General features: G+C 62.6%; 23 protein-coding genes and 1 pseudogene. 15 read left to right on the top strand and 9 right to left on the bottom strand.

Annotated features, from left to right (window positions below; genetic code table 11):
* Positions 1-109 precede the first annotated feature (109 nt).
* From GYA95_RS22795 to zur, 4 genes are all read right to left on the bottom strand, one after another.
* Positions 110-817, bottom strand: coding sequence for a PA5502 family lipoprotein (locus tag GYA95_RS22795; RefSeq protein WP_015268471.1), 708 nt, complete (start codon positions 815-817; stop codon positions 110-112).
* Positions 818-944: 127 nt separating this feature from the next.
* Entirely contained in the window at positions 945-1,727 is a 783-nt protein-coding gene (gene znuB, locus GYA95_RS22790; RefSeq protein WP_003256958.1) for a zinc ABC transporter permease subunit ZnuB, read from the bottom strand.
* Positions 1,720-2,496 (bottom strand): zinc ABC transporter ATP-binding protein ZnuC, encoded by a 777-nt coding sequence (gene znuC / locus GYA95_RS22785; RefSeq protein ID WP_015268472.1) that lies wholly within the window; start codon positions 2,494-2,496, stop codon positions 1,720-1,722. Before znuC ends, znuB begins: the two co-directional genes overlap by 8 nt.
* The gene (gene zur, locus GYA95_RS22780; RefSeq protein WP_015268473.1) at positions 2,493-2,978 is read right to left on the bottom strand and encodes a zinc uptake transcriptional repressor Zur; all 486 of its coding nucleotides are present in this window, start codon (positions 2,976-2,978) and stop codon (positions 2,493-2,495) included. Before zur ends, znuC begins: the two co-directional genes overlap by 4 nt.
* A gap of 18 nt (positions 2,979-2,996) precedes the next feature.
* On the opposite strand from zur, the gene GYA95_RS22775 reads away from it, so the two are divergent.
* Positions 2,997-3,953 carry a zinc ABC transporter substrate-binding protein gene (locus tag GYA95_RS22775; RefSeq protein ID WP_043935186.1) on the top strand — a complete coding sequence of 319 codons (957 nt, stop codon included), beginning with the start codon at positions 2,997-2,999 and terminating at the stop codon, positions 3,951-3,953.
* Positions 3,954-4,266: 313 nt separating this feature from the next.
* Here the strand turns inward: GYA95_RS22775 and GYA95_RS22770 are convergent, their stop codons facing one another.
* Both GYA95_RS22770 and GYA95_RS22765 read right to left on the bottom strand, forming a co-directional pair.
* A complete protein-coding gene (locus tag GYA95_RS22770; protein WP_015268475.1) occupies positions 4,267-5,217 on the bottom strand; it encodes a homoserine kinase in 951 nt (316 codons plus the stop codon).
* Positions 5,218-5,286: 69 nt separating this feature from the next.
* Positions 5,287-5,574: a DUF2782 domain-containing protein gene (locus GYA95_RS22765; protein WP_015268476.1), complete on the bottom strand. Its 288-nt coding sequence runs from the start codon at positions 5,572-5,574 to the stop codon at positions 5,287-5,289.
* Positions 5,575-5,649: 75 nt separating this feature from the next.
* On the opposite strand from GYA95_RS22765, the gene polA reads away from it, so the two are divergent.
* The gene (polA, locus tag GYA95_RS22760) at positions 5,650-8,397 is read left to right on the top strand and encodes a DNA polymerase I (protein WP_015268477.1); all 2,748 of its coding nucleotides are present in this window, start codon (positions 5,650-5,652) and stop codon (positions 8,395-8,397) included.
* A 422-nt stretch (positions 8,398-8,819) separates the two neighbouring features.
* Here the strand turns inward: polA and yihA are convergent, their stop codons facing one another.
* Positions 8,820-9,452: a ribosome biogenesis GTP-binding protein YihA/YsxC gene (gene yihA / locus GYA95_RS22755; RefSeq protein ID WP_015268478.1), complete on the bottom strand. Its 633-nt coding sequence runs from the start codon at positions 9,450-9,452 to the stop codon at positions 8,820-8,822.
* Positions 9,453-9,653: 201 nt separating this feature from the next.
* Here yihA and GYA95_RS22750 point away from each other — a divergent pair, with 201 nt between their 5' ends.
* The 7 genes and pseudogenes from GYA95_RS22750 to GYA95_RS22720 all read left to right on the top strand — a co-directional run bounded on the left by GYA95_RS22750 (position 9,654) and on the right by GYA95_RS22720 (position 16,846).
* Positions 9,654-9,956 carry a c-type cytochrome gene (locus tag GYA95_RS22750; protein WP_015268479.1) on the top strand — a complete coding sequence of 101 codons (303 nt, stop codon included), beginning with the start codon at positions 9,654-9,656 and terminating at the stop codon, positions 9,954-9,956.
* A gap of 31 nt (positions 9,957-9,987) precedes the next feature.
* Positions 9,988-10,605: a c-type cytochrome gene (locus tag GYA95_RS22745; protein ID WP_015268480.1), complete on the top strand. Its 618-nt coding sequence runs from the start codon at positions 9,988-9,990 to the stop codon at positions 10,603-10,605.
* 174 nt (positions 10,606-10,779) lie between these two features.
* Entirely contained in the window at positions 10,780-11,412 is a 633-nt protein-coding gene (dsbA, locus tag GYA95_RS22740) for a thiol:disulfide interchange protein DsbA (RefSeq protein WP_003256950.1), read from the top strand.
* A 34-nt stretch (positions 11,413-11,446) separates the two neighbouring features.
* Positions 11,447-12,279, top strand: a pseudogene (locus GYA95_RS22735) (endonuclease/exonuclease/phosphatase family protein).
* Between the two features lie 27 nt (positions 12,280-12,306).
* Positions 12,307-14,250 carry a GGDEF domain-containing protein gene (locus GYA95_RS22730; protein ID WP_015268482.1) on the top strand — a complete coding sequence of 648 codons (1,944 nt, stop codon included), beginning with the start codon at positions 12,307-12,309 and terminating at the stop codon, positions 14,248-14,250.
* Between the two features lie 80 nt (positions 14,251-14,330).
* Positions 14,331-15,119, top strand: a complete 789-nt coding sequence (locus tag GYA95_RS22725; RefSeq protein WP_013970322.1) for an N-acetylmuramoyl-L-alanine amidase — start codon at positions 14,331-14,333, stop codon at positions 15,117-15,119.
* Positions 15,120-15,241: 122 nt separating this feature from the next.
* The gene (locus GYA95_RS22720) at positions 15,242-16,846 is read left to right on the top strand and encodes an EAL domain-containing protein (protein WP_015268483.1); all 1,605 of its coding nucleotides are present in this window, start codon (positions 15,242-15,244) and stop codon (positions 16,844-16,846) included.
* Positions 16,847-16,886: 40 nt separating this feature from the next.
* Here the strand turns inward: GYA95_RS22720 and GYA95_RS22715 are convergent, their stop codons facing one another.
* Together GYA95_RS22715 and algB are read right to left on the bottom strand one after the other, a co-directional pair.
* On the bottom strand, positions 16,887-18,668 hold the full coding sequence (locus GYA95_RS22715) for a KinB sensor domain-containing domain (RefSeq protein WP_015268484.1): 1,782 nt from the start codon (positions 18,666-18,668) through the stop codon (positions 16,887-16,889).
* Positions 18,665-20,011, bottom strand: a complete 1,347-nt coding sequence (gene algB / locus GYA95_RS22710) for a sigma-54-dependent response regulator transcription factor AlgB (RefSeq protein ID WP_015268485.1) — start codon at positions 20,009-20,011, stop codon at positions 18,665-18,667. The genes GYA95_RS22715 and algB overlap by 4 nt, the downstream gene beginning before the upstream one ends.
* A gap of 211 nt (positions 20,012-20,222) precedes the next feature.
* On the opposite strand from algB, the gene GYA95_RS22705 reads away from it, so the two are divergent.
* The 6 genes from GYA95_RS22705 (at position 20,223) to GYA95_RS22680 (ending at position 25,758) form a co-directional block, all read left to right on the top strand.
* Positions 20,223-21,044, top strand: a complete 822-nt coding sequence (locus tag GYA95_RS22705; protein WP_015268486.1) for a BON domain-containing protein — start codon at positions 20,223-20,225, stop codon at positions 21,042-21,044.
* Between the two features lie 174 nt (positions 21,045-21,218).
* Entirely contained in the window at positions 21,219-21,509 is a 291-nt protein-coding gene (locus tag GYA95_RS22700) for a hypothetical protein (protein ID WP_015268487.1), read from the top strand.
* Positions 21,510-21,550: 41 nt separating this feature from the next.
* Positions 21,551-21,712, top strand: coding sequence for a DUF1328 domain-containing protein (locus tag GYA95_RS22695; RefSeq protein WP_003252966.1), 162 nt, complete (start codon positions 21,551-21,553; stop codon positions 21,710-21,712).
* Between the two features lie 2 nt (positions 21,713-21,714).
* Positions 21,715-22,185, top strand: coding sequence for an inhibitor of vertebrate lysozyme family protein (locus GYA95_RS22690; protein ID WP_015268488.1), 471 nt, complete (start codon positions 21,715-21,717; stop codon positions 22,183-22,185).
* Positions 22,186-22,928: 743 nt separating this feature from the next.
* Positions 22,929-24,257: a glutamate/aspartate:proton symporter GltP gene (gltP, locus tag GYA95_RS22685; protein ID WP_003256981.1), complete on the top strand. Its 1,329-nt coding sequence runs from the start codon at positions 22,929-22,931 to the stop codon at positions 24,255-24,257.
* Between the two features lie 271 nt (positions 24,258-24,528).
* Positions 24,529-25,758, top strand: a complete 1,230-nt coding sequence (locus tag GYA95_RS22680; protein ID WP_015268489.1) for a nucleoside recognition domain-containing protein — start codon at positions 24,529-24,531, stop codon at positions 25,756-25,758.
* The last annotated feature ends 26 nt before the right edge of the window (positions 25,759-25,784 follow it).

The raw sequence follows: 25,784 nt of genomic DNA, 5'->3' as shown, positions 1-25,784 counted from the left end.
GGGGCTGCTTTGCAGCCCATCGCGACACAAGGCCGCTCCTACAGGAGATCGCATTCCCTTGTAGGAGCGGCCTTGTGTCGCGAAAGGGGCGCGCAGCGCCCCCAGATTCTTAACGCTGATGCGGAACCAGAACCACCTGCGCCGGCAACGACCGCTGAATCTCGTGCTTCTGCTTCAGCTCGAACCCGCTGTCGATCTTGCGCACGCGTTTCTCCAGCAAGGTCTTCAGCCAAGGCGCATCTTCGGTACGCGGCACCTGGAACACCACGTCGCATTGATAGCTCACCACATCGGCGGCAATGTCATCCAGCTGGCGACGCATGGCGCGGCTGTCGGTGGTCTTCAAGGCCACCACGGTGCTCGGTGCAGCCGGGTCGATGATGCGCGCCTTGGGCTTGGCCTCGGCCGCTTTCAACGCCGCTTCAGCTTTCTCCAGCTCGGCCTTGCGCGCCTGGGTCACGGCGTCGCCACCAGTAACCGCCGGGGCCTGCGGCATCAGCGCGCGGGCACGGGCCAGGGCTGTGGCGGCAGCGTTCACATCACCCTTTTGCAGGAAGATCTGGCTGCGTTGCAGGTAGGCTTCGGCAAGCTGGCGCTGGTATTGCTCCAGGCGCGCGTCATCCGGCGCCTGGGCCTGCAAGGCTGCCAGCTGGTCTTCGGCGGTGGCCAGTTCGTTGCTGGCGATGTTCTGTTGCAATTGCTGCCAGGCATCTGCTTGGGCAGGTGCGGTGGCCTGTTCGACCGGCGCGTTTGAACACGCAGCCAGGAACAGGGAAAACGCGGCAACAAGCAGATAACGGGAGGCGAACGGCTTCATTCCTGCGACTCTCTATTTGCGCAAAAAGCGAGCAAGTCTACACCCAGGTGCGCACGCTCGAAAACAAGTCTTACAGACCCTTTACGTGCGGAAAGGTTGCAGGGCGCGCCTTCGCACGCCCTGTTTTTCAGCGTTTTGGCAGGGCCAGGCTCAGCAAGAATAGCACCGCCGCGCAGACCACGATCGACGGGCCGGCAGGGGTGTCCTTGAACCAGGACAGGGCCAGGCCGCCGCATACCGCGGTCACGCCCAGCAGGCTGGCGCCCAAGGCCATCTGTTCGGGAGAACGGGCGTGACGTTGCGCCGCAGCGGCAGGAATGATCAGCAGCGAGGTGATCAGCAGCACCCCGACGATCTTCATGGCAACGGCAATCACCACCGCGATCAGCAGCATCAGCGCCATGCGCAGCCCGGCCACCGGCAGGCCCTCGACCATGGCCAGCTCCTCGTGCACGGTGACTGCAAGCAACGGCCGCCACAGTGCAGCGAGCAACAGCAGGACCAGCGCGCTGCCACCGAGGATCCAGGCAAGATCGGTGGTGCTGATGGCCAGCAGGTCGCCGAACAGATAGGCCATCAGGTCGATGCGGACATCATGCATGAAGCTCAGCACCACCAGGCCCAGCGACAAGGTGCTGGGGGCGAGGATGCCAAGCAGTGTATCGGAGGCCAGCGGTTGGCGTTGCTGCAAGGTAACCAGCAAGATCGCCAGCAACAGGCAGCCCACGGTTACCGCCAGCGCCGGGCTGACGTCCAGGGCAAAGCCCAGGGCCACGCCGAGCAGGGCGGCGTGGGACAGGGTGTCGCCAAAATAGGCCATGCGCCGCCACACCACGAAGGAGCCCAGTGGGCCGGCCACCAGCGCCAGGGACAAACCGGCAAGCAGGGCGTAGAGAAGAAAGTCAGCCATGCTTGCAGTGCGCTCCGTGAACATGGGTGCCAGGGGCGACCACCGAGCCGTGCAGGTCGTGGCTGTGGTCGTGATGGTGGTGGTAGATGGCCAGGCTGGGGGCGGCGGTCTTGCCGAACAGCTCGACAAATGCCGGGTCGCCGCTGACCTGTTCGGGGTGGCCCGAACAGCACACGTGGCGGTTCAGGCAAACCACCTGGTCTGTGGCGCTCATCACCAGGTGCAGGTCGTGGGAAACCATCAGCACGCCGCAGCCGTGACGGTCGCGAAGGCGGGTAATGAGGTTGTACAGCTCGGTCTGGCCAACCACGTCTACGCCCTGCACTGGCTCGTCAAGCACCAGCAACTGGGGTTCGCGCAGCAGGGCGCGGGCCAGCAGCACGCGCTGCATCTCGCCGCCGGAAATGGTCTGGATCGGGCTGTCGATGACCTGCTCGGCGCCTACTTCCTGCAACGCCGACAAGGCTGCCGCGCGGTCTACACCGGGCACCAGGCGCAAGAAGCGCAACACTGACAGCGGGAGCGTGGCATCGACCTGGATCTTTTGCGGCATGTAGCCAATGCGCAGTTTCGGCTTGCGCCAAACCTTGCCGCGGTGCGGCTTGAGCAGGCCGAGCACGGCGCGCACGAGGGTGGTCTTGCCCGCGCCGTTCGGGCCGATCAGGGTGACGATCTGGCCAGGTGCGACCGACAGGTCGATGCTGTCGAGCACCGCCTCGCCACCGAAGGTGACACCGACCTGCTCCAGGCGGATCAGTGCATCACTCATGCCGCGCTCCGGCAATTGCTGCACAGACCGACCACTTCCACCGTCTGGGTCTCGACCGTGAAGCCCACGCCCTTGGCGCTGCTGATGATGGCTTCGCTGATACTGTCCTGTTCCAGTTCGATGGCCACATGGCAGGCCCGGCAGATCAGGAACTGACCCTGGTGCAGGTGTTCCGGGTGGCTGCAGCCGATGAATGCGTTGAGCGAGGCGATGCGGTGCACCAGGCCGTTTTCCAGCAGGAAGTCCAGCGCACGGTACACCGTGGGGGGCGCGGCGCGGCGGCCGTCCTGCTCACTGAGCACGGCGAGGATATCGTAGGCGCCCAGCGGCTTGTGGCTTTGCCACACCAGTTCCAGCACTCGACGGCGCAGCGCGGTCAGGCGCAGGCCCTGGCGGGTGCACAAGGCGTCGGCTTCAGCCAATGCGCTGTGTACGCAATGGGAATGATCGTGAGGACGGTTGGCCAGCGGCGTGATGGACATGGGCAGCGACGGTTCTGGATGGAGACGTTATTATGTTACCTGTTTCTGACGACTCGAGTATTCACCGTGTCCCGATTCCTAGTCCTTTTTGTCGCTTTCATCGCATTTTCCGCCCAGGCCGACGTGCGCGTGCTGACCAGTATCAAACCCCTGCAGCAGATTGCCGCTGCCGTGCAGGACGGTGTTGGCACCCCTGAGGTATTGCTGCCTCCGGGGGCTTCGCCACACCACTACGCGCTGCGCCCGTCCGACGTACGGCGGGTAGGCGATGCCGACCTGCTTTACTGGATCGGCCCGGACATGGAAGGCTTCCTGCCGCGGGTACTGGGCAATCGCAGCAAGCCCACTGTGGCCGTGCAGGCGCTACCGGGCATGAAGCTCCGGCATTTTGGCGAGGACAGCCATTCCCATGAGGAAGAAGACCACGACGACCATGACCACGACCACCGCCCGGGCAGCCTGGACGCGCACCTGTGGCTATCGTCGGTCAACGCGCGTGTGATTGCAGCGAAAATGGCGGCTGACCTGGCGCAGATCGATCCGGCCAATACGGTGCGCTACCAGAGCAACCTCAAGGCCTTCGACGAACGCCTGGACGCATTGGATAAGCGGATCAAGGCGCGGGTGGCCGGGATTGCCGGCAAGCCGTACTTCGTGTTTCACGAAGCATTCGACTATTTCGAGGCCGAGTATGGCCTGAAGCACACCGGGGTGTTCAGCGTGGCGTCCGAGGTGCAGCCGGGTGCGCAGCACGTGGCAGCCATGCGCAAGCGCCTGCAGGAAGTGGGCAAGACCTGTGTGTTCAGCGAACCGCCGCTGCGGCCGCGGCTAGCCGAGACCTTGACCGCCGGGCTGCCGGTGCGCCTGGCCGAGCTGGATGCCCTGGGCGGTACCGACCCGGTGGATGGCAAGGGCTATGAGCGCTTGCTGGAGAAGCTGGGTGGCGACCTGGTTGGGTGCCTGGAACAGTTGTAAGCCTGTACCGACCTCTTCGCGGGTAAACCCGCTCTCATAGAACAACACATGACTCATTGGTTCGGCGAGGTTCTGTAGGAGCAGCCTTGTGCTGCGAAGAGGCCGGTACTGACAAAGCCTGTCTGTTGCTTGTACCGGCCTCTTCGCAGCACAAGGCTGCTCCTACAAAGGACGCGTCAGACGAGCGATATTTGTTCTCTGCGCGACAGCGCAGCCCAAAAGGGCTGGGTAATCTCCCACAGGGATAGCGCCAGCCTCACGCTTGTCACCGTACCTGTGGGAGCGGGTTTACCCGCGAAGAAGCAGACACGCTCTAGAGGGCGAACGGCAGGTGCAAAGCCACCTGCTGACGCTGCGCCAAACGCACTTCGAACTCGCTCGGGTCGTGGATCATCACATCCATTCCGGCAAACGATTCCGCTGCAATCAGGCGCGACAGCCAGAAGCGCACGCAGCCTACCCGCAACATCTCCGGCCACAGCTCGGCTTCGGCCGCGGTGAACGGCCGCAGCGCCGCATAGGCCGCCAGCAACGCCTGGGCGCGTGGCACATCGATCGCGCCGTGTTCATCCAGGCACCAGTCGTTCACGGTGATGGCAATGTCATACAGCATCGGCCCGGAACAAGCGTTGTAGAAGTCGATCACACCGGTCAGGTGGGTGCCTTCGAACATCACGTTGTCGCGGAACAGGTCGGCATGCAGGTTGGCCCGTGGCAGGGCCAGGATCTGTGCCTTGTGCGCACTGATTTCATCCAGCGCCGGTTGCAGCAGCGCGGCTTGCTCGGTGGTAAGGCGCGGCAGCAACTCGGCCCCCGAAGCCAGCATCCAGTCCAGGCCGCGGTCGGTGCGGCGCTCGATGATGTGCTCGCGGGTAGCCAGGTGAATGTGCGCCAGCAGCTCGCCGACCTGGGCGCAGTGCTGGGCGTTCGGTGCCTTGATGTGCTTGCCCGACAGCCGTGGCTGCAGCAGCGCCGGCTTGCCGCACAGCTCGCGCAGGCCATTGCCGTCGCGGTCGCGTATGGCATAGGGCACCGGCATGTCGGCTGCGTGCAAAGTGTCCAGCAGCTCGATGAAGAACGGCATGTCCTCGCTGGGCCCGCGCTCGATCAGCGTCAGGACGAACTCCCCCTGTTCGAGGCTGACGAAGAAATTGCTGTTCTCGGTGCCGGCGGCGATGCCCTGGAAATCGAGCAGACGACCCAGCGCGTACGGCGCCAGAAAGGTTTCCAGCTCAGGCCGGGTCACGGGGGTGAAGACTGACATGATGAAAATTTGCCCATACGGGCACTTCCGCCGGGAAGTGCCGGGTTGATGTGAACGGTGCGCGTCAGATTACCACTCGAAGATCTTCCAGGACGGAATCAGCATGTCCGGCTGGTCGGAACGAATGAAATTGCCATCAGAGCCATCGGCGCGTACCAGGAAATAAGGCTTGCCGTTTTTCGGCGTGATCTTGATCGCATACAGGAACCCGTTCTGCCGGTACTCCTGGATGGTTTTGTCGCCTTCCGTGCGAATGGTCACCTCGGGATCGGCCGAGGGGGCGTCTTCCGCCGCCAGGGTGACGACAGGCATGGTGGCCAACAGACCGAGCAGTAACAGGCGATTGAGTGTACGCATGATAACCTTGTCCCTTTGTCGTCAATGATTCTGGCTATTCTAGCGCCGGACCCGTCGAAAAGGTTGATTCTGCTCATGAGCCAAGCGCCCCTCGTCCTGGTGGACGGTTCCTCCTACCTGTACCGCGCCTTCCACGCGCTGCCGCCGTTGACTACCTCCAAGGGCATGCCGACCGGCGCGGTGAAGGGGGTGCTGAACATGCTCAAGAGCCTGCGCAAGCAATACCCCGACAGCCTGTTCGCGGTGGTGTTCGATGCCAAGGGTGGCACCTTCCGCGATGCCATGTTCGCTGAATACAAGGCAAACCGCCCGAGCATGCCTGACGACCTGCGGGTACAGATCGAGCCGCTGCACGCCAGCGTCAAGGCGCTGGGCTACCCGCTGCTGTGCGTCGAGGGGGTCGAGGCCGACGACGTGATCGGCACCCTGGCGCGCAGCAGCGCCGCGTTGGACCGCCCGGTGATCATCTCGACCGGTGACAAGGACATGGCGCAGCTGGTGGACGGGCACATTACCTTGGTCAACACCATGACCGGAAGCGTGCTGGACGTGGCTGGCGTGCACGAGAAATTTGGCGTCGGCCCGGAACATATCATCGACTTTTTGGCGCTGATGGGCGACAAGGTCGACAACATCCCCGGTGTGCCGGGCGTGGGCGAAAAAACCGCGGTGGGCCTGCTGACCGGTATCGGCGGCGGTCTCAGCGACCTGTACGCTAACCTGGACAAGGTCCCGACGCTGGCCATTCGCGGCGCCAAGACCCTGCCGGCCAAGCTGGAAGAGCACCGCGACGCGGCGTTCCTGTCCTATGAGCTGGCTACCATCAAGGTCGATGTGCCGCTGGATATCGAAGTAGATGCCCTGGTGTGCGGCGAACCTGATCGCGACGCGTTGCTGGCGCTGTACACCGAGATGGAATTCAAGAGCTGGATCGCCGAGGTGCAGCGTGACGCTGCCAAGGCCGGTGACGAAATCGCGCCGGTCGCGGAGCAGGTGGCCAAGGTCGAGCCCAGGTACGAAACCATTCTCGACCAGGCCCGTTTCGACTTCTGGCTGGAGAAGCTGCGCCAGGCGCCATTGTTCGCTTTCGACACCGAGACCACCGGCCTGGACGCTCAGCAGGCCCAGCTGGTCGGCCTGTCGTTCGCCGTTGAACCGCACGAAGCGGCCTATGTGCCGCTGGCCCACGACTATGAAGGCGCGCCGGCCCAGTTGGACCGCACTGCCGTGCTGCAGGCGCTGAAGCCACTGCTGGAAGACCCGGCCAAGGCCAAGGTCGGGCAGAACGCCAAGTACGATATCAACATCCTTGCCAATGGCTCGCCCGCTATCGAAATGCGCGGCGTTGCCTACGACACCATGCTCGAGTCGTACGTGCTGAACTCCACCGCCACCCGTCACGACATGGACAGCCTGGCGCAGAAGTACCTCGACCATGCCACCATTGCCTTCGAGGATATCGCCGGCAAGGGCGCCAAGCAGCTGACCTTCAACCAGATCCACCTGGACAAGGCCGGCCCCTACGCTGCCGAAGATGCCGACATCACCCTGCGCCTGCACCAGGCGCTGCAGGCGCGCCTGGCACAGACGCCAAGCGTGCAGCCGGTGTTGATGGACATCGAGATGCCGTTGGTGCCGGTGCTGGCCAAGATCGAGCGCCAGGGGGCGCTGGTCGATGCCGCGTTGCTGCAGGTACAGAGCGGTGAACTGGGGCTAAAGATGGCCGAACTCGAGCAGCGCGCCTATGAGCTGGCCGGTGAGGAGTTCAACCTCGGCTCGCCCAAGCAACTGGGCGCGATCCTCTACGACAAGCTGGGCATGCCGGTGCTGAGCAAGACCACCAAGGGCCAGCCATCCACGGCAGAAGCGGTGCTCGACGAACTGGCCGAGCAAGGTTACCCGCTGCCGGAGGTACTGATGCAGTACCGCAGCCTGAGCAAGCTCAAGAGCACCTACACCGACAAGCTGCCGGGGCAGATCAACCCGCGCACCGGGCGTATCCACACCTCATACCAGCAGGCGGTGGCGGCCACCGGTCGACTGTCGTCCAGCGACCCGAACCTGCAGAACATCCCGATCCGTACTGCCGAAGGCCGGCGCATCCGCCAGGCTTTCGTTGCCAGCCCGGGTTACAAGCTGCTGGCGGCGGACTACTCGCAGATCGAGTTGCGTATCATGGCCCACCTGGCCAAGGACGAAGGCTTGCTGCATGCCTTCCGCAACAACCTGGACGTGCACCGCGCCACGGCGGCGGAAGTATTCGGCGTAGCCCTGGAAGACGTCACCACCGATCAGCGCCGCAGTGCCAAGGCCATCAACTTCGGCCTGATCTACGGCATGAGCGCCTTTGGCCTGGCCAAGCAGATCGGCGTAGACCGCAAGCAGTCGCAGGATTACATCGACCGCTACTTCGCCCGCTACCCGGGCGTGTTGGCGTACATGGAGCGCACCCGCGCCCAGGCGGCGGAGCAAGGCTTTGTAGAAACCCTGTTCGGCCGCCGCCTGTACCTGCCGGATATCAATGCCAAGAACCCGGCCCTGCGCAGAGGCGCCGAGCGCACGGCGATCAACGCCCCGATGCAGGGTACTGCAGCCGACATCATCAAGCGGGCCATGGTCAATGTGGATAACTGGCTGAGCGAGAGCGGGCTGGATGCACGGGTGATCCTGCAGGTGCACGACGAACTGGTGCTGGAAGTGCGCGAGGACCTGGTGGAGCAGGTGAAAGATGAAATTCGCCAGCACATGAGCAAGGCCGCGCAACTGGATGTGCCGCTGCTGGTCGAGGCAGGAATTGGTGCGAATTGGGACGAAGCTCACTGATCGGGTGGGGAAAGCTGTGTAGGATCCGTGTCGTAGGGATGCGGATCCTGGCACTGCTCAGTGCCAGCGGTGCTGAGGTTTCATGAAACTATCGCAAATAGTTTTCAGGGCTCTGGAACTAAACCGGTGAAGCGGAACTCAGAGTAACTGAATGGCTGGTGAAGCCTTTCGATGCTCCTATGTTGTGTTAAGTGTTGGCAGATATCTGGACCCCGCCCTAGCGGTCCGGACTTGGACCCCGAACTTCCCCCTCCCCATACGAAGTCCGGGGTTTTTTTTGCCCGGAATTTGACCTGATGGCGCAGCTACCCCTGTAGGAACAGCCTTGTGCTGCGAAAGGGCCGGTACAGCCAACAGACCTATACAGCCTGTCATGGCCTCTTCGCAGCACAAGGCTGCTCCTACAACGAGCGGTGCGGGCCTCAGGCTACTGGCTTGTCTTCCAGCTCCATCCAGTCCGCCAGCACCCGGTACGCCTCTTCCACGCCCAGGCGCTTGGGCGCCGAGAACAGCTGGATGGTCACGCCATCGCCCCAACCCTTGCGGATTTCCGACTGCACCTTGAGCAGGGTGTTCTTGCCCGCGCCGTGGGTCAGCTTGTCGGCCTTGGTCAGCAGGATGTGCATCGGCATGCTGCTGGCCTTGGCCCAGTCGAGCATCATCTTGTCGAAGTCGGTCATCGGGTGGCGCACGTCCATCATCAGAATCACGCCACGCAGGCACTCCCGGCTGCCCAGGTAGGCTTCCAGGTGTTTCTGCCAGTGCTGCTTGAGCGGAATCGGGACTTTTGCATAACCGTAGCCTGGCAGGTCGACCAAACGCCGTTCATCGTCCAGACTGAAGAAATTCAACAGCTGGGTGCGCCCGGGGGTTTTCGAGGTGCGTGCCAGGCTGGCATGGGTCAGGGTGTTGAGGGCGCTGGATTTGCCGGCGTTGGAGCGGCCGGCGAAAGCCACCTCGTAACCCTGGTCGTCCGGGCATTGTTCGACCTTGGCAGCGCTGAGGGCGAATTTGGCTTTCTGGCAGAGGCCGAGGATGGGGTTCTTGACTTGCATGGGATATCCGATGTGGGTGTTGCCTGACTCAATAGGCCCGAGCCTGGCAAGCGGTGTCGTTTCCGTTTGGATGGCGGAAGTATATAATGCCCCAGTTTTTGTGTGCTCATTCTCCCGGCGAAGGAGAACGGGCATGGGGTGTCGAACAATAGCTCGCGCAACAGAACGCAGCGCGGCCCCCAACCCTGAAGGTCGTTCCGCATGGCGAAATGGCTGCTTGCTGTCGGTATGTTCCTGCCGTTTTTCAGCGCACAGGCTACACAGGATCCCGAGGTGTTGTACAACCGCACGTGTGCGGCCTGTCACACCGGGCAGTTGCCACAGGCACCCAGGCAGGGTGACCGGGCAGCATGGGAGCCAAGGCTGGCGCAAGGCATGGATGTACTGGTGAAGCACGTGACCCAGGGTTTCAAGGCTATGCCGCCGCGTGGATTGTGCATGGACTGCAGTGCCGAGGACTACCGTTTGGTCATCCTTTGGATGAGTGGCAGTCCCGATACATAACATTTCACCCTTAGCCGTGTTGGATTAGCTGATGAACAAACTAGTCGTGAGTCTGCTGTTGACCCTGGGTGTCGCAGGTGCGGCCACTGCTGCGCAACCCGTCAAAGGCGATGCCGCCGCCGGCCAGGCCAAGACGGCCGTCTGTGGCGCCTGCCACAATCCCGACGGCAACAGCCTGGCACCGAACTTCCCGAAACTGGCCGGCCAAGGCCAGCGCTACCTTGAAAAACAATTGCACGATATCAAGTCGGGCAAGCGTACCGTGCTGGAGATGACCGGCATGCTGGCCGCGTTCAGCGAACAGGACCTGGCCGATATCGCCGCCTACTTCTCCAGCCAGAAAGGCAGCGTGGGCGCCGCCGATCCCAAGCTGGTCGAACGTGGTCGGGCGCTGTTCAACGGTGGAGACCTGGAAAAAGGCATGCCTGCCTGCACCGGCTGCCACTCGCCGAACGGCGCGGGTATCGCCTTGGCCGGCTTCCCGCACCTGGGCGGGCAGCACGCGCAGTACGTGACCAAGCAGCTCACCGACTTCCGCGAAGGCAACCGCACCAACGATGGCGATGCCATGACCATGCGCACCATCGCTGGCAAGCTGAGCAACCACGACATAGAGGCGCTGGCCAGTTACATCCAGGGCCTGCACTGAGGCCATTACGGTCGGCGCATTAACCTTCAGTTAATGTTGTAGGCCAATGATGAAAGGGCGGCCGGACCGCCCTTTTTTTCGTTCGCAGCCGTTACACTACAGAACTCGGCCCGTTCCCGGCCTGTCTCAGTGCAGGTCGCGTCGTGGTGACCAATGACTGCCCAGGAGTAAAGCATGCGTAAACTGATTCTCAGCGCCGCGCTGGTCGCTGCCAGCGTATTCGGTATGACTGCCGTCCAGGCCGCCGAGCCTGTCGCTGGCAAGGAATACCTCGAGCTGAGCAACCCTGTTCCGGTTTCCGTACCTGGCAAGATCGAAGTGGTCGAGCTGTTCTGGTACGGCTGCCCCCACTGCTACCACTTCGAGCCGACCATCAACCCGTGGGTCGATAAACTGCCCAAGGACGTCAACTTCAAGCGCGTACCAGCCATGTTCGGTGGCGCATGGGACGCCCACGGCCAGATGTTCCTGACCCTCGAAGCCATGGGCGTCGAGCAGAAGGTGCACGCCGCAGTGTTCGATGCCATCCAGAACCAGCGCAAGCGCCTGACCGACCCGCAGGACATGGCCGACTTCCTTGCCACCCAAGGCGTGGACAAGGACAAGTTCCTCGCCACCTTCAATTCGTTCGCCATCAAGGGCCAGGTCAACCAGGCCAAGGAACTGGCGAAGAAGTACGAGATCACCGGCGTACCGAGCATGGTGGTCAACGGCAAGTACCGCTTCGACCTGGGTACCGCCGGCGGGCCGGAAGGCGTACTGAACGTTGCCGACCAGCTGATCGCCAAGGAGCGCGCCGCTAAGTAGGCGGCGTAACCCATGCGCCGCTTCAGAACCGCGCGTGGCATTGGCCTGCACCAGCCGCAGGTCAACGAGCATCACCTGCAGGCCCCTGGCCTGCCTGAGGATGGTCGCCTGCGGCTGCTCAGTTTCAACATCCAGGTGGGCATCAGCACCGAGCGCTACCGGCATTACGTGACCCGCAGCTGGCAGCACCTGCTGCCGCACAACGGGCGTGCCGGCAACCTGCAGAAGATTGGCCAACTGCTGGGCGACTTCGACCTGGTAGCCTTGCAGGAGGCCGATGGCGGCAGCCTGCGCTCGGGCTACGTCAACCAGGTCGAGCACCTTGCCCACCTGGGTGCCTTCCCCTACTGGTACCAGCAACTCAACCGCAACCTCGGGCGTTTTGCCCAGCACAGCAACGGGGTGCTCAGCCGCCTGAAGCCGCATCTGCTGGAGGATCACCCGTTGCCCGGCCCGGCTGGGCGTGGTGCGATCCTGGTGCGCTTTGGCGAGGGTGAAGATGCGCTGATCGTGGTGATGATGCACCTGGCCCTCGGCGCCAAGACGCGCGCTCTGCAGCTGGGCTACATCCGCGAGCTGATTGGCGGCTATCGCCACCAGGTGCTGATGGGCGACATGAATACCCATGCAACCGACCTGCTGGAGCACTCGCCGTTGCGCGACCTGGGCCTGATAGCCCCGCAAGTCGAGGCCACTTTCCCCAGCTGGCGACCACAGCGTTGCCTGGACCATATCCTGCTCAGCCCAAGCCTCACGCTGGAGCGTGTCGAGGTGCTGGCGCAGCCAATTTCCGACCACCTTCCCGTTGCTGTAGAGATTCGATTGCCTGATGCATTGACTGTGGATACGCTGCCGGTCCTGAGCTAATTGCCATCACCGTTTGCGGACCCGGGCATGACTGAAGACGCTGAGCGCTGGAAAGAAAAATACCTGAAAAGCATCGAGCAGCAGGAAAAGCTCGAGCGCCGTTGGGACGCCCGTCTCGACCTGCTGCGTCGTGGTTTGGTACGCAGCACCCTGGCTGCCGAAGGCAGCGACAAGGTGGTGGACCAGTGCATGAAGGAAATGCGCGAGGTCATCCGCAGCGACAACATGGACGCCGGCCTTGCCGGGTTGATTCCTCGTCTTGAGAAGGCGGTACTGGACTCCGAACAGCGTCGGGAAGCCCGCATGAACCAGGTCAGCGATGCGCTGACAGCGCTGGTCAACCAGCTGCAAGGCCTGCCATTGCCGAACGATGTGTCGCGTCCGTTGAAAAAGCTGGCGAAGAAGCTCGATGGCGGAGTGGCCCAGTCACGCGACCTGCCACCGTTGCTGGGCGAGTTGAGCGGCTTGCAGGGCCGCGCGCTGTCAGCCTTGGGCAAATCGGCGGCGGAGGCCCGCCCCGGCTTCTTGCAGCGCTTGTTCGGCAGCCGCGAGGATGGTGTGCAAGGCGAGCCAGCGCTTGTGCCTCTGGCGCTGCCGGTTGCCGAGGCGCAGCCCTTGGCGGCACCTGCCGGTGTCGATGCCCCGCAGCCCGACGACATGGACGCGCTACAGCCGCTGCCAGCCTCCTCAGCTTCTGTTGTCGAAGCCCTCGTAATATCGGAGCCCGAGCTGGAGGCACCAGGCCCGGCGCTTATCGAAACGGCCGAACTGTCACCAGCCCCGCTGCCGCAGCCGCTCCCGGACGATGTACCGGCAGCGGTAGCTATCGCCAGCGAGCCGCCGGTTGAAGCAGGACCGGCGCAAACACTCGAAGAAACCTTTGGCGAAGATGGCCCCTACGCCCTGCCCTACGCGGTGGAGCCGCCCTACAGCCAGGTTGCCGAGCACATCGAGCACACTCTGATCGGCTTGCTCGATGACCTCAGCCTGCCAGAGCGACACAAGGCCCAGGCGCTAGAGATGCGTGAACGCGTCGCCCGCGGCTTGAACTGGTATGAGCTGATACCGGTGCTGGATGACCTGGCTGTGCTCATGCTGGCGATCACCGACAGCGGCCAGCACGAATTCGAAACCTACCTGCAGCAGCTCAACGAACGCCTGGAAGGTTTCCAGAGCCACCTGCACGAGGCTAGCGCCGGCCATGCCGACAACAGCTCAGCCGCTCGCGAGCTGGATACCCAGCTGCGTGAGCACGTCGATGGGTTGCAGAGCAGTGTGCAAGGTGCCGCCGACGTCGACAGCCTCAAGCACATTCTGGAAAACCGCCTGGAAGGTCTGTTGGTGACCATGGATGAGCACAAGCATGAGCGTGATCGCCGCGAACAGGAGCTGGCTGGACGCCTGCAAGGGCTGTCGGAGCGGGTGGCGAACATGGAGCAAGAGGCGCTCGGCTACCGTGAGCACTTGGAAGAGCAGCGCCAGAAGGCCTTGCTCGATCCCCTAACCGGCCTGCCCAACCGTGCGGCCTGGAGCGAGCGGGTCGAGCGCGAAATGCTCGAATGGCAGGCACACGGCGGCCATCTGGCGATGGCGATCCTCGACCTGGACCATTTCAAGCGTATCAACGATAGCTATGGGCACCTGGCTGGGGACAAGGTCTTGAAGATCGTCGCCGACCAGTTGCGCAAGCGCCTGCGCAGCCATGACTTCATCGCCCGGTTTGGCGGCGAGGAGTTTGTCCTGCTGCTGCCGCAAACCTCGCCGGCTGCCGCTGCCCAGATAGCCGAGATGCTGAGGGCCACGGTCGAGGCGTGCCCGTTCCACTTCAAGGGCGAACGGGTGGTGATCACCACGTCCATCGGCCTGGGTGCATTCCGTCCCGGCGAGCGCGGCGATCAGGTGCTCAAGCGCGCCGATGCGGCGCTTTACCGGGCCAAGGAATCGGGACGCAACCGTGTCGAGCTGGCATAACCGGTAGCTGCTGACTCGCGGCAAGCACGGCCCTTGGGGAGCACGTTATACTGTAGCGCTCATACGCTGAGGCCACTGACGTGCTTTCCACGCTTAAAAAAACCCTGATTTCCTTCCTGCTGTTGTCTGTCGCCGGTTGCTCGACCGGCCTGCGCATCGACCGTAGCCACCCTTCGATCAACCAGGACAACCGCATCCAGTTCGTTGTCCTGCACTACACCAATGCTTCGCTGGAGCGTTCCCTGGCGTTGCTGACCCATGGGGAAGTCAGCAGCCACTATCTGATTGGTGACGGCCCGGCGACGGTGTACCAGCTGGTGGATGAAAGCCGCCGCGCCTGGCATGCCGGTGATAGCCAGTGGCAGGGGCGGACCTGGCTGAACTCCTCGTCCATCGGTATCGAAATCGTCAACCCGGGCTTCACCGACACGCCGAATGGGCGGGTCTGGCACCCTTACAGCGAAGCGCAGGTCCAGTCGCTGATCGCGCTGCTCAAGGACATCGTCAAGCGTAACAACATCGAGCCACGGCACATCATTGGCCACAGCGATATCGCGCCGCTGCGCAAGCTTGACCCGGGGCCGCTATTTCCGTGGAAACGCCTGGCCGACGCCGGGCTGGGGGTCTGGCCGGACGCAACTGCCGTGGCACGGCAGCAAGCCTATTTCAGCGTCAACCCGCCGAGCGTTGGCTGGTACCAGCAGGAGCTGGCGCGGTTTGGCTATGCGATCGAGCAGACTGGGGTACTTGATGTTGCCACCCGCCATGTGATCGCCGCCTTCCAGATGCGTTTCCGCCCGCAGCGCTTCGATGGCATGCCGGATGCGCAGACGGCGGCGATGCTGCAGGTGCTCAACCGGATGCGTTGATCTGCCAAGGTGAGACGGGCTCTTGTTTAGGAGCGGCCTTCGGCGCTTGTAGCGAAGCGCCAAACGGCAAAGGTGATTCCTGATTCAGTTGCTATAACCTAGTAATCAACTGGATGCCCTCGATGTCAGCCCTCATCGCCTTGCTGCGCCAAATTTTTTACCGTCCCTGGATGCTGGCCACGTTGGCAGCACTGGCCAGCGCGGCACTGTTGCTTTCTGCAAGCATCGGCATTGCCCTGCAACAGATGAAGCAAAGCGAGAGTGCACAGATGAACGCCCAGGGCGAACGCTTTCTGGAGCGCCTCGAGCAGGTGTTCGGCCAGTTGCGCGAAGGGGTCGACCTGCTGCAGGCGCAACCCTTGCGCGGCTGCAGCCCGGCGATGCTGACGGCATTGCAGCAGGTAGGCCTGAGTTCCCGCTTCATTTATGAAGCGGCGTACGTGGATGGAGATGTGGCCTGCTCAAACCGCGGTGATGAGCGGGCGTTCGAACCCCTGCGCGCCCCCGACATTCAAGGGCCGACCTACAGCTACTGGCTGAATACCACGACCGAGCCGAACGAGAACCTGGCCGCGCTGATGCTTGGGAGGGGCAAGTTCGTGGTATCCACCTCTCGTGGGCACCTGACCGATGTGGTCGACTTGCCCCCGGGCGGCAGCCTGGTGGTGGTGTTGGACAACGGTGCCCGGGCCATCCCCGTGCTGGGCCCACCGCAGGTATGGCCGCCTCCTTCGGCCTGGTCAACCAGCCACAAGTCGCTGCTTGAACTCAGCGATCGACTGATCTACCGAATGCCGACCAAGTCACCGGACTACCAGTTGGTGCTGATCGCCCCGCGGGCGAGCCTGCCGTTGAGGATGAACGGCATGCTCTGGCTTCTGTTCCCCGGCAGTGTACTGGCGGCCTGTTGCATCGGCTGGCTGGTACTGCAACTGATCCTGCAGCGGCGGTCGATGAGCTCGGAATTGCAGAATGCCTTGCGTCGCGGCGAACTGCAGGTGCTCTACCAGCCGATCTTCGAGCTCGACAGCCGACGCTGTGTCGGGGCCGAGGCTCTGGTGCGCTGGCGCCGCCCGGACGGTACCCTGACCAGCCCGGACCTGTTCATCCCTTTGGCGGAAAACACCGGGCAGATTCGCCAGATCACGGACTTTGTCCTGCAGCGTGTGCTGGAACAGCTAGGGCAGCTACTGCGCTCGCACCCCAACTTGTACATTTCGGTGAATCTGGCGGCCTGTGATGTGATGGTGCCGCGCATCGGGCGGGTGGCGGCACGCTTGCTGGCCTTGCACCGTGTGTCGGCCAGCCAGATCGCCTTCGAGGTGACCGAGCGCGGCCTGATCGATGTGGTTGTGGCCCGCGACAACCTCCAGGCGCTGCGCGCAGTGGGGCATCAAGTGCTGATCGACGATTTTGGGACTGGCTATTGCAGCCTGGCGTACCTGCAAACCCTGCCAGTGGACTGCCTGAAGATCGACAAGGCGTTTATCGATGCCTTGGGGCACGACGCCGCCAGTAGCGGTGTTGCCCCGCATATCATTCGCATGGCTCACGACCTGCACCTGCGGGTGATTGCCGAAGGAATCGAGTGTGAAGACCAAGCGGTGCTGCTGAACAGCGAAGGGGTCAATTATGGCCAGGGCTGGCTTTTTGCCCGGCCACTGAATGCCCGGCAGTTTGCCGAACTGGTGACTCGAGGTCGGCTGCCGCGGCGGGTTGAGCATTGACTGATCCGGCACCGAAGATGGGGCCGGGGGCAGGGTACATTCAGACCGGTAGTGCCATGTAGAACTGGGTCCCCTGCCCCGGTCGGGAAAACACGCCCATGCGCCCGCCATGCAGCTGCACGATCTCTTTGCACAGCGCCAACCCCAGCCCCGCGCCGCCTTTCTTGCGCCCTACCTGCACGAAGGGCTCGAAGATGCGCCCCTGTTGCCCATAGGCAATGCCTTCGCCGTTATCCTCGACACTGATGATGACCCGCTCCGCATGCCGTCGTGCATGCAGGCGGATACGACCGCCGCTGGCGGTATGGCGGATGGCATTGTGCAACAGGTTGTCCAGCACCCGGTCGAGTTGGGCGACATCGGCCTGGATACGCGGTAGCGGCGGTTCCAGCTCCGTGATCAACTCGATCTGCTTGTTCGCCGCTGGCTCGGCAAAGCGATGTTGTGCACGTTCCAGCAGTTCGTCTATGGCGCAGGGAGCCAGCTCGAGCTTCTGCATCCCGCTCTGGTAGCGGCTGAAGTTGAGCAGGTCGTTGATCAACTGGGTCAGGCGCTGCATTTCCTCGCCGATGGTCTCCAGCAGGTCATGCTCGCGCGCCTCTGGCGGGAACTTGAGCCGCTCGCGCAACAGACCGAAGGCCATGTGCATGCCAGTCACCGGGGTGCGCAACTCGTGGGAAGCGCGCAGCACGAACTCGCTGCGCACGCGTTCGAAGGCGCGCTGCTCGGTTACATCATGCAGCACCATCACTGCGCCAAGTATCGGCCCTTGCGGGTGGCTGACCGGGGTCAGGCTGTAGGCGAGCAGGCGCGTTTCGTCATCGACGTCCATGTTCAGGTCGTCTGGCTGGCGGTCGAGGTTGCCGCCGCGCAGTACCTGCCGTAGCTGCTGTTCCAGTTCCGGGCGCTGCAGGGCTTCGGCCAGGCTGCTGCCGGCGCGGCTGTCGGTCCAGCCCAGCTGGCGCTGCGCCACCGGGTTGAGGTGTTCCAGGCGGCCCTGGCGATCAATGATCAGCAGGCCATCGTCGATGCTGTCCAGCACGGCCTGCAAGCGTTGCTGGCCAGCCAGCAGTTCATCGACGTTGGTGGCCTGGTGCTTGCGCAAGGCATCGGCCATCAGGCCGAAGCGGCGGGTGAGCTGGTTCAGTTCGGTGGCCTGTGTGACCGGCAGGGTGACGTCGAAATCGCCCTTGCCGAGTTGGTCGGCCGCTTTAGCCAATGCTTCGATCGGCTGACCGAAGCGCCGGGCGATGTTGTGCGCAGTGATGAAGCCCAGTACCAGTACCACCAAACCCATCAGGCCGAGTACGCCGCTGACCAGGAGGGCGTGGGCGCGGGTGTGTTCCTCGCTGCGGGTGATGTGCTCCAAGGCCTGCTTGTGGGAATCGATCAGATCGGTGCGGACCTGGTTGAACGCGGCCCCGAGTGGTTGGTCAACGCCCATGCTGCGGGAGGGCGCCGGGCTGTCGCGGTAGGCCTGGAGGAAGGCCTGGTAATTGCTGCTGGCCTTGCTGAAGCCGGTGCGCTCGCCACCTTGGTCCAGGCCTTGGTTCAGCAGGGTCTGGAAGTTGTCTTGCAGCAGCCGCAGGTTTTCCGGGGCGGTCTCGTCATCGAGGATCAGAGTCAACTGTTCGCCAAGGTTCTGGCGCAGCTTCAGCCCTATTTCCAAGGTGTGGGTAGTATCGCGCACCAGTCGCTGCTGCACCGTGGCCATTTGCAGCACGCTGACCAGGCCCAGCAGCAGCCCGAGCAGGGCCACGGTGACCAGCGCCGAAATGCTGAGGAAAAGCCGCGTGCGCAGCTTCATGGGCGGCCATTTCATAGGTTGTACTGCTTGCGCTTGCGGTACAGGGTGGATGCATCGATCCCCAGGGTCTTGGCGGCCTGGTCAAGGGTGTCACTGGCGGCCAGCACCGCGCCAATGTGGGCGCGCTCCAGCTCATCAAGGCTCAGCGCGGCGCCTATGCGAGGGGCGTTACCAGCAGGCTGCTCGCCCATGCCCAGGTGGCTGATTTCCACGCGTTCCTGCGGGCAGATGATACTGGCCCGCTCCACCACGTTACGCAGTTCGCGAATGTTGCCGGGCCAGCGGTAGTTGAGCAGGGCTGTGCGGGCTTCATCACTGAAGCCGCGCGCAGGCCGAGAGTATTCCTTGACGAAGCGGGCGAGAAAGCGGTCGGCCAAGGTCAGGATGTCTTCACTGCGCTCGCGCAGCGGCGGCAGGTGCAAAGTGATGACGTTCAGGCGATACAGCAGGTCTTCGCGGAAACGGCTCTCACGCACCATCTCTTCGAGGTTGAGGTTGGTGGCGGCGAGGATACGCACATCGGCGCGACGGGTGACCGGGTCGCCGACGCGCTCGTATTCCTTGTCCTGGATGAAACGCAGCAGTTTGGGCTGCAAGGTCAGCGGGAAATCGCCGATCTCGTCGAGGAACAGCGTGCCCCCATCTGCCTGGTTGACTCGCCCCAGGGTGCTTTCGCTGGCGCCGGTGAAGGCGCCGCGGGTGTGGCCGAACAACTCGCTTTCCATCAGCTCGGCGTTCAGTGACGGGCAGTTGATGGTCACGCAGGATTTGCGCGCGCGCTTGCTCCAGCCGTGGATGGCCCGGGCCAGTTCACCTTTACCTGTGCCCGACTCGCCAAGGATGAGGATGTTGGCGTCGGTGGTAGCGACCTGGCGGGCGGTTTCCAGTACCGCCATCATGGCCGGGCTGTGCGAGTCGAGGCCGTCCTTGGGTTTGCGCACTTCACCTTCCAGGGCCTCCAGTCGCGCGGAAAGCTGGCGCACTTCCAACTGTTTGGCGGTAGCCAGGCGCAGCTGGTCGGGGCTGCACGGCTTTACCAGGTAATCGGCGGCGCCGGCCTGGATCGCGTCTACCGCCGTATCGATCGCTGAGTGCGCGGTGACGATCACCACCCGCATCCAGGGGGCCTGGATACGCATCTGCGCCAGCACATCGAGGCCGTTGTCCTCGCCCAGGCGCAAATCGAGGAAGCACAGGTCGAATACTTGGCGCTGCAGCAAGGCTTCGGCCTGGGCGGCGCTGTTGGCCGTTGCCACATTGTAGCCCTCGTCCTCCAGGCAGTAGCGGAAGGTGCGCAGGATCGCGGACTCGTCATCCACCAGCAGAATGCGGCCTTGGTTGTCCTGGGCTGACTCCATGTGCTGCGCTCCTTTAGGAAAGATCTTCATTTAGTGTGGGAAAAATCGGGCAAGTTGCATGGTCCATTGTGAAGGAACCTGTCCTTTGCATGCTAGCCACTGGCCAATCAGCGCGTGGAGGCCGCGTTATCCAGATGATTTTCTTAGAGGCGCACGGTGGCACATTGGTTGCGAGGATTTTCAGTTTTTGCCTACAAAAGGAGGCACTGCCATGCGCTTTTCCATCCGAGCCGCCATGTTGGCAGCCACACTGCTACCGGTGTTCACGCCGGTATTCGCCGATCCGGTGCAAGACGCCCGCCTGGAGGGGGCCCTGCAAACTGCCCTGTCGCTGAACCGCATGCTCGACCCGTTCCGTATTCAGGTCGAGGTGGATGGCAAGCAGGCGCGGCTTTCCGGTGAGGTGGAGAACGACGTCGAGCGCCAGCTGGCAGAGCATGTGGCTCTGGCTACCCGTGGCATCGAGCAGGTTGACAACCAACTGCGGGTCAATGCCCAGCTGGTGGAGCGCCCGCTGGCGTTGCGTGCCTACGCCCAGCGCCTGGAGGATGCCACCCTGGCCGCCGTGATCCGTGCTCGGCTGCTATGGAGCCGCATAACCGAGAAGGCACCTATAGATGTACAGAGCAGCGAAGGTGTGGTGACCCTGCGCGGCAAGGTCGACAGTGCCGAGGCCAAGGAGCTGGCCGGCGTGGTGGCGCGCACCACCGAGGGCGTACACCTGGTCAACAACCTGGTCAGCCTCGATACCGCCGCCATGGCCAAGGCCCGGGAAGCTCCGGTTGGGCTGCCGACCGGGCCGCAGCCGAGTGATAGCTGGATCATCGACAAGATCCAGAACAGCTACCGCTTCAGCCGCAACCTCGATGGCCTGAACCTGAAAGTGGCCAGCGAAGAGGGGCTGGTTCGGCTTTCAGGCGAAGTGGTCAGCAGCGAGCAAAAAACCATCGCCGTGGAAATCGCTAGGCAGATCATCGGCGTGCGCGGGGTGGATGCCGACCTGCTCAAGGTGGCGACCAAGATCGAAGGTTGATCGTGCAATTCGCACGACCCCACGGAAGGCATCGTGCAGGATACGTCCCTGTCGATTATCGCCTTTATGTGTAACTACTTGATTTGAAAGGATTTTATTTGATTCAAAAGGCTGGCATGCAGGCTGCAATTACTTATTCAGGTTTGAACAAGAATTACAGCAGGAGGAGCCGGCATGAACTGCCAATCCGTCAACCGCTTGCAGAGCGCCGCACTGCCCCTGCGCCAGGTGTTGTCACTCGGCCTGGCGCTGGTACTGACTTTGGCCGCTGGCCTCTTCTATTACAGCTGGCAGACCGCGCGCCTGGCCGAGCAAGTGGCGGCGCAGACCGCCCTGTTGACGCACATTCAGGCAACCCGTGCCAACACCCTGGTCAAGGCCGCCGACCCGCTGCCAACCGGCCAGGCCAGTGCGTCACCGGGCACCTTGGAAAATGTCGTACCCCAGGACCGCTGGGTGTTCTGACCGCCGGTTGAACCGATTCCGAAAAAGAAAGGAGAACCACCATGCTGAGTTGGGCTATCACTTTCCTCATCATCGCCATTGTCGCCGCCGTACTGGGCTTCGGTGGTATCGCGGGCGCTGCCACGGGTATCGCGAAGATTCTGTTCATTGTCTTCCTGGTGCTGTTCGTAGCCTCCTTCTTCTTTGGACGTGGACGAGGTTGAAGATGGGCAGGAAGCGTTGGACAGCCCTGGCTGCCGCCCTGTTACTGGGTGGCAGTGCGGCGGCGATGGCGGCCAATGACGGCCAGGTCCGGGTCGACCAGTTGCTCGGCTCGGACCCGGAGTACAGGGGAACCTGGCAGGACACGATCAAAGGCGAGGAACGCCTGCCTGACTGGGTGGTCAATCTGACCGGCAGTTCCCAGCAGCAGATGTCTGCCGTCACCGAAGACGGCGACAAGTACCTGGTCGGCCCGTTGTGCGAAGGCCAGGACAACTGCACCTACAAGCGCCTGATCGTGGCGTTCAGCTGGGACAAGGATGATGCCTACGGGATGCTCGTGGAGGTGCCCGAAGGTCTGCCGAACGACAAGTCGCCCACCCGCCACGCGCAGTACCGCTGGCTGGGTGAGCCGGATGACGGCATGAAGGCAATGCTGCAGGAGCAGCTCAAGCGTGACCCGAACTGGTACTGAGCGTTTGTAGCCGGTACGGATGAAAGGTCATGCACTGTCACGTAATAGAAGCTGAACCTGTCTATATTTCAGCCTTCTATGATGCGCCGCCCCGAGGAGGGGCTGCACATGACCAAGGGGCCGGGCTGTTCTGATTGTTGCAGGATCGGAGTGGCCTAGGGGTACAGGGAGTGCCTCCAGCCATGGGCCGGGTCAGGAACGGCGGAATCGGAAGTTTCAGGTCGGCGGTGCCATAGGGGCATCTGACCAGACCTGACTTCCGAGGAGCCATGTAGGAAACGTCTCTTCCCTGCGCGATTTCCTCTTCGAGACACATTTTGTCTCGACCGCACATCAATTTTTTTCGATCAGCTCGGCGCTTGTTCAAGTGGCATTTCGGCCATTCGGATTGTCGAACAAGCCATCGCCCCTGTTCTTTTTACCCTGCCAAATCTGCCTAAATATGGCGGTTTGGTCTTGTTCGGGATTCCGAACGTTGTAAATCAAGCACTTGCGAACCTCTCGTTCTGGTCAGAAACGTTATGCATAAACGGCATGGGCCATGCGCTTCAGGCATTAGATTTCCCCCTTTGCCATCGCAATAGTTGCCGCCTTTTTCGCCGGCCGAGCGCCCTGTCGCTCGCCTGCGGTGTCCTTACATGAAGTCGCCGGACGGAAGCAGCTGCTGCCCGTGACCTAGCCAACGGCTCTGTTACGCGCGTTTCCGTTGGGTGCCCATGACCACTAGAACAAAGGGTAAAGACATGAAGAAGGCAAAACTGAGCCTCGCCTGGCAGATCGTCATCGGTCTGGTCCTGGGTGTTGCAATCGGCGCTCTACTGAATCATTTCAGTGCAGAAAAGGCATGGTGGATCAGCAACGTCCTCCAGCCCGCTGGTGACATCTTCATTCGCCTGATCAAGATGATCGTCGTCCCGATCGTGATTTCGTCGCTGATCGTGGGTATCGCCGGGGTTGGCGACGCGAAGAAACTGGGCAGCATCGGCCTGAAGACCATCATCTACTTCGAAGTGGTGACCACCATCGCCATCGTCGTCGGCCTGGTGTTGGCCAACCTGTTCCACCCGGGCGCCGGCATCGACATGAGCACCCTGGGTACAGTGGACATCTCCAAGTACCAGGCTACCGCGGCCGAGGTGCAGCATGAGCATGCGTTCATCGAAACCCTGCTGAACCTGATCCCGTCGAACATCTTCGCAGCGCTGATGCGTGGCGAAATGCTGCCGATCATCTTCTTCTCGGTGATGTTCGGCCTGGGTCTGTCGAGCCTGCAGGCAGAGCTGCGCGACCCGCTGGTGCGTACTTTCCAGGCGGTTTCCGAGACCATGTTCAAGGTCACCCACATGATCATGAACTACGCCCCTATCGGCGTGTTCGCCCTGATCGCCGTGACCGTGGCCAACTTCGGGTTCAGCTCGCTGCTGCCGCTGGCCAAGCTGGTGGTACTGGTGTACTTCGCCATCGCCTTCTTCGCCTTCATGGTGCTGGGCCTGGTTGCCCGCCTGTTCGGCTTCTCGGTGATCAAGATCATGCGCATCATGAAAGATGAGCTGATTCTCGCTTACTCCACCTCCAGCTCGGAAACCGTGCTGCCGCGCGTGATCGAGAAGATGGAGAAGTACGGTGCGCCGAAGTCGATCTGCTCGTTTGTGGTACCGACCGGCTACTCGTTCAACCTCGACGGCTCGACCCTGTACCAGAGCATCGCGGCCATCTTCATTGCCCAGCTGTACGGTATCGATCTGTCGTGGAGCCAGCAGCTGCTGCTGGTGCTGACCCTGATGGTCACCTCCAAGGGTATCGCTGGCGTACCGGGTGTTTCTTTCGTGGTGCTGCTGGCCACCCTGGGCAGCGTGGGTATCCCGCTGGAAGGCCTGGCCTTCATCGCCGGTGTCGACCGCATCATGGACATGGCCCGTACCGCCTTGAACGTTGTGGGCAACGCCCTGGCAGCCCTGGTCATCGCGCGCTGGGAAGGCATGTACGACGCCGCCAAAGGCGAGAAGTACTACGCCTCGCTGATGGCCGGCAAGCAGGAAGCGGCCATGGTTGGCGAAGCTGCCAAGCGCTGAGCCTGACTGCTGTTTGACCAAAAGCCCCGACTTGTCGGGGCTTTTTGTTGCCTGTGAGATCTTGGGAGCCAATTGCGAACCCTTGTAGGAGCGGCCTTGTGTCGCGAAAGGGCCGCAGAGCGGCCCCGGCAATTTGTGCAGCGGAGCTGAAATCTTGGGGGGCGCTGCGCACCCCTTTCGCGACACAAGGCCGCTCCTACAAAGGATCGCGATCGCCAGTCACAGGCCCCGATACGCTATCATTCGGGCATTTTTCAGGGGGAACACACGGATGCTCAACGGCCTTTGGCTTGGCTTTTTCCTGGTGGCGGCAGTGTCCGCCCTGGCCCAATGGCTGGTAGGCGGCAACGCCGGCATCTTCGCGGCGATGGTCGAGAGCATCTTTGCCATGGCCAAGCTGTCGGTCGAGGTGATGGTGCTGCTGTTCGGCACGCTGACCCTGTGGCTGGGCTTTCTCAAGATCGCCGAGAAGGCTGGCATCGTCGAGTGGCTGGCCAAGGTGCTCGGCCCGCTGTTTGCCCGGCTGATGCCGGAAGTTCCGCCCGGCCACCCGGCCCTGGGCCTGATCACCATGAACTTCGCCGCCAACGGCCTGGGGCTGGACAACGCCGCCACGCCGATCGGCCTGAAGGCCATGCGCGCGCTGCAGGAGTTGAACCCCAGCAGTACCACGGCGAGCAACGCGCAGATCCTGTTCCTGGTGCTCAACGCATCGTCGTTGACCCTGCTGCCTGTGACCATCTTCATGTATCGGGCCCAGCAAGGTGCGGCGGACCCGACCATGGTGTTCCTGCCAATCCTGCTGGCCACCAGCGTCTCCACCTTGGTCGGCCTGCTGTCGGTGGCAGTGATGCAGCGCCTGCGCCTGTGGGACCCGGTAGTGCTTGCCTACCTGATTCCCGGTGCCTTGCTGCTGGGCGGCTTCATGGCCTTTCTCGGCACCCTTTCGGCGGCCGCGCTGGCCAGCCTGTCGTCGATCCTGGGCAACCTCACGTTGTTTGGCGTGATCACCCTGTTCCTGGTGATCGGCGCCTTGAAGCGGGTCAAGGTGTATGAAGCCTTTGTCGAAGGCGCCAAGGAAGGTTTCGATGTGGCCAAGGGCCTGTTGCCTTACCTGGTGGCGATGCTGGTGGCGGTGGGTGTATTGCGGGCCTCAGGCGCCCTGGAGCTGGCCTTGGACGGTATTCGTCATGCGGTGACTGGGCTGGGCCTGGACACCCGCTTCGTCGAGGGCTTGCCCACGGCGCTGGTCAAACCGTTCTCCGGCAGTGCGGCGCGGGCGATGCTGATCGAGACCATGCAGACCCACGGTGTGGACAGCTTCCCGGCGCTGGTGGCAGCGACGATTCAGGGGAGTACCGAAACCACCTTCTACGTGCTGGCGGTTTACTTTGGTGCGGTGGGTATCCAGCGCGTGCGCCATGCCGTCGGCTGCGCCTTGCTGGCGGAGTTTTCCGGTGTGATCGCGGCGATCTTCGTCTGTTACTGGTTTTTCGCCTGACCTTTTTGGGGCCGCTTTGCGGCCCA

Origin of the sequence: Pseudomonas asiatica (genome assembly GCF_009932335.1) — a bacterium.
GTDB lineage: Bacteria > Pseudomonadota > Gammaproteobacteria > Pseudomonadales > Pseudomonadaceae > Aquipseudomonas > Aquipseudomonas asiatica.
Note: the sequence above shows the minus strand (reverse complement) of the source record. Positions and strands in the feature narration are given on the sequence as shown.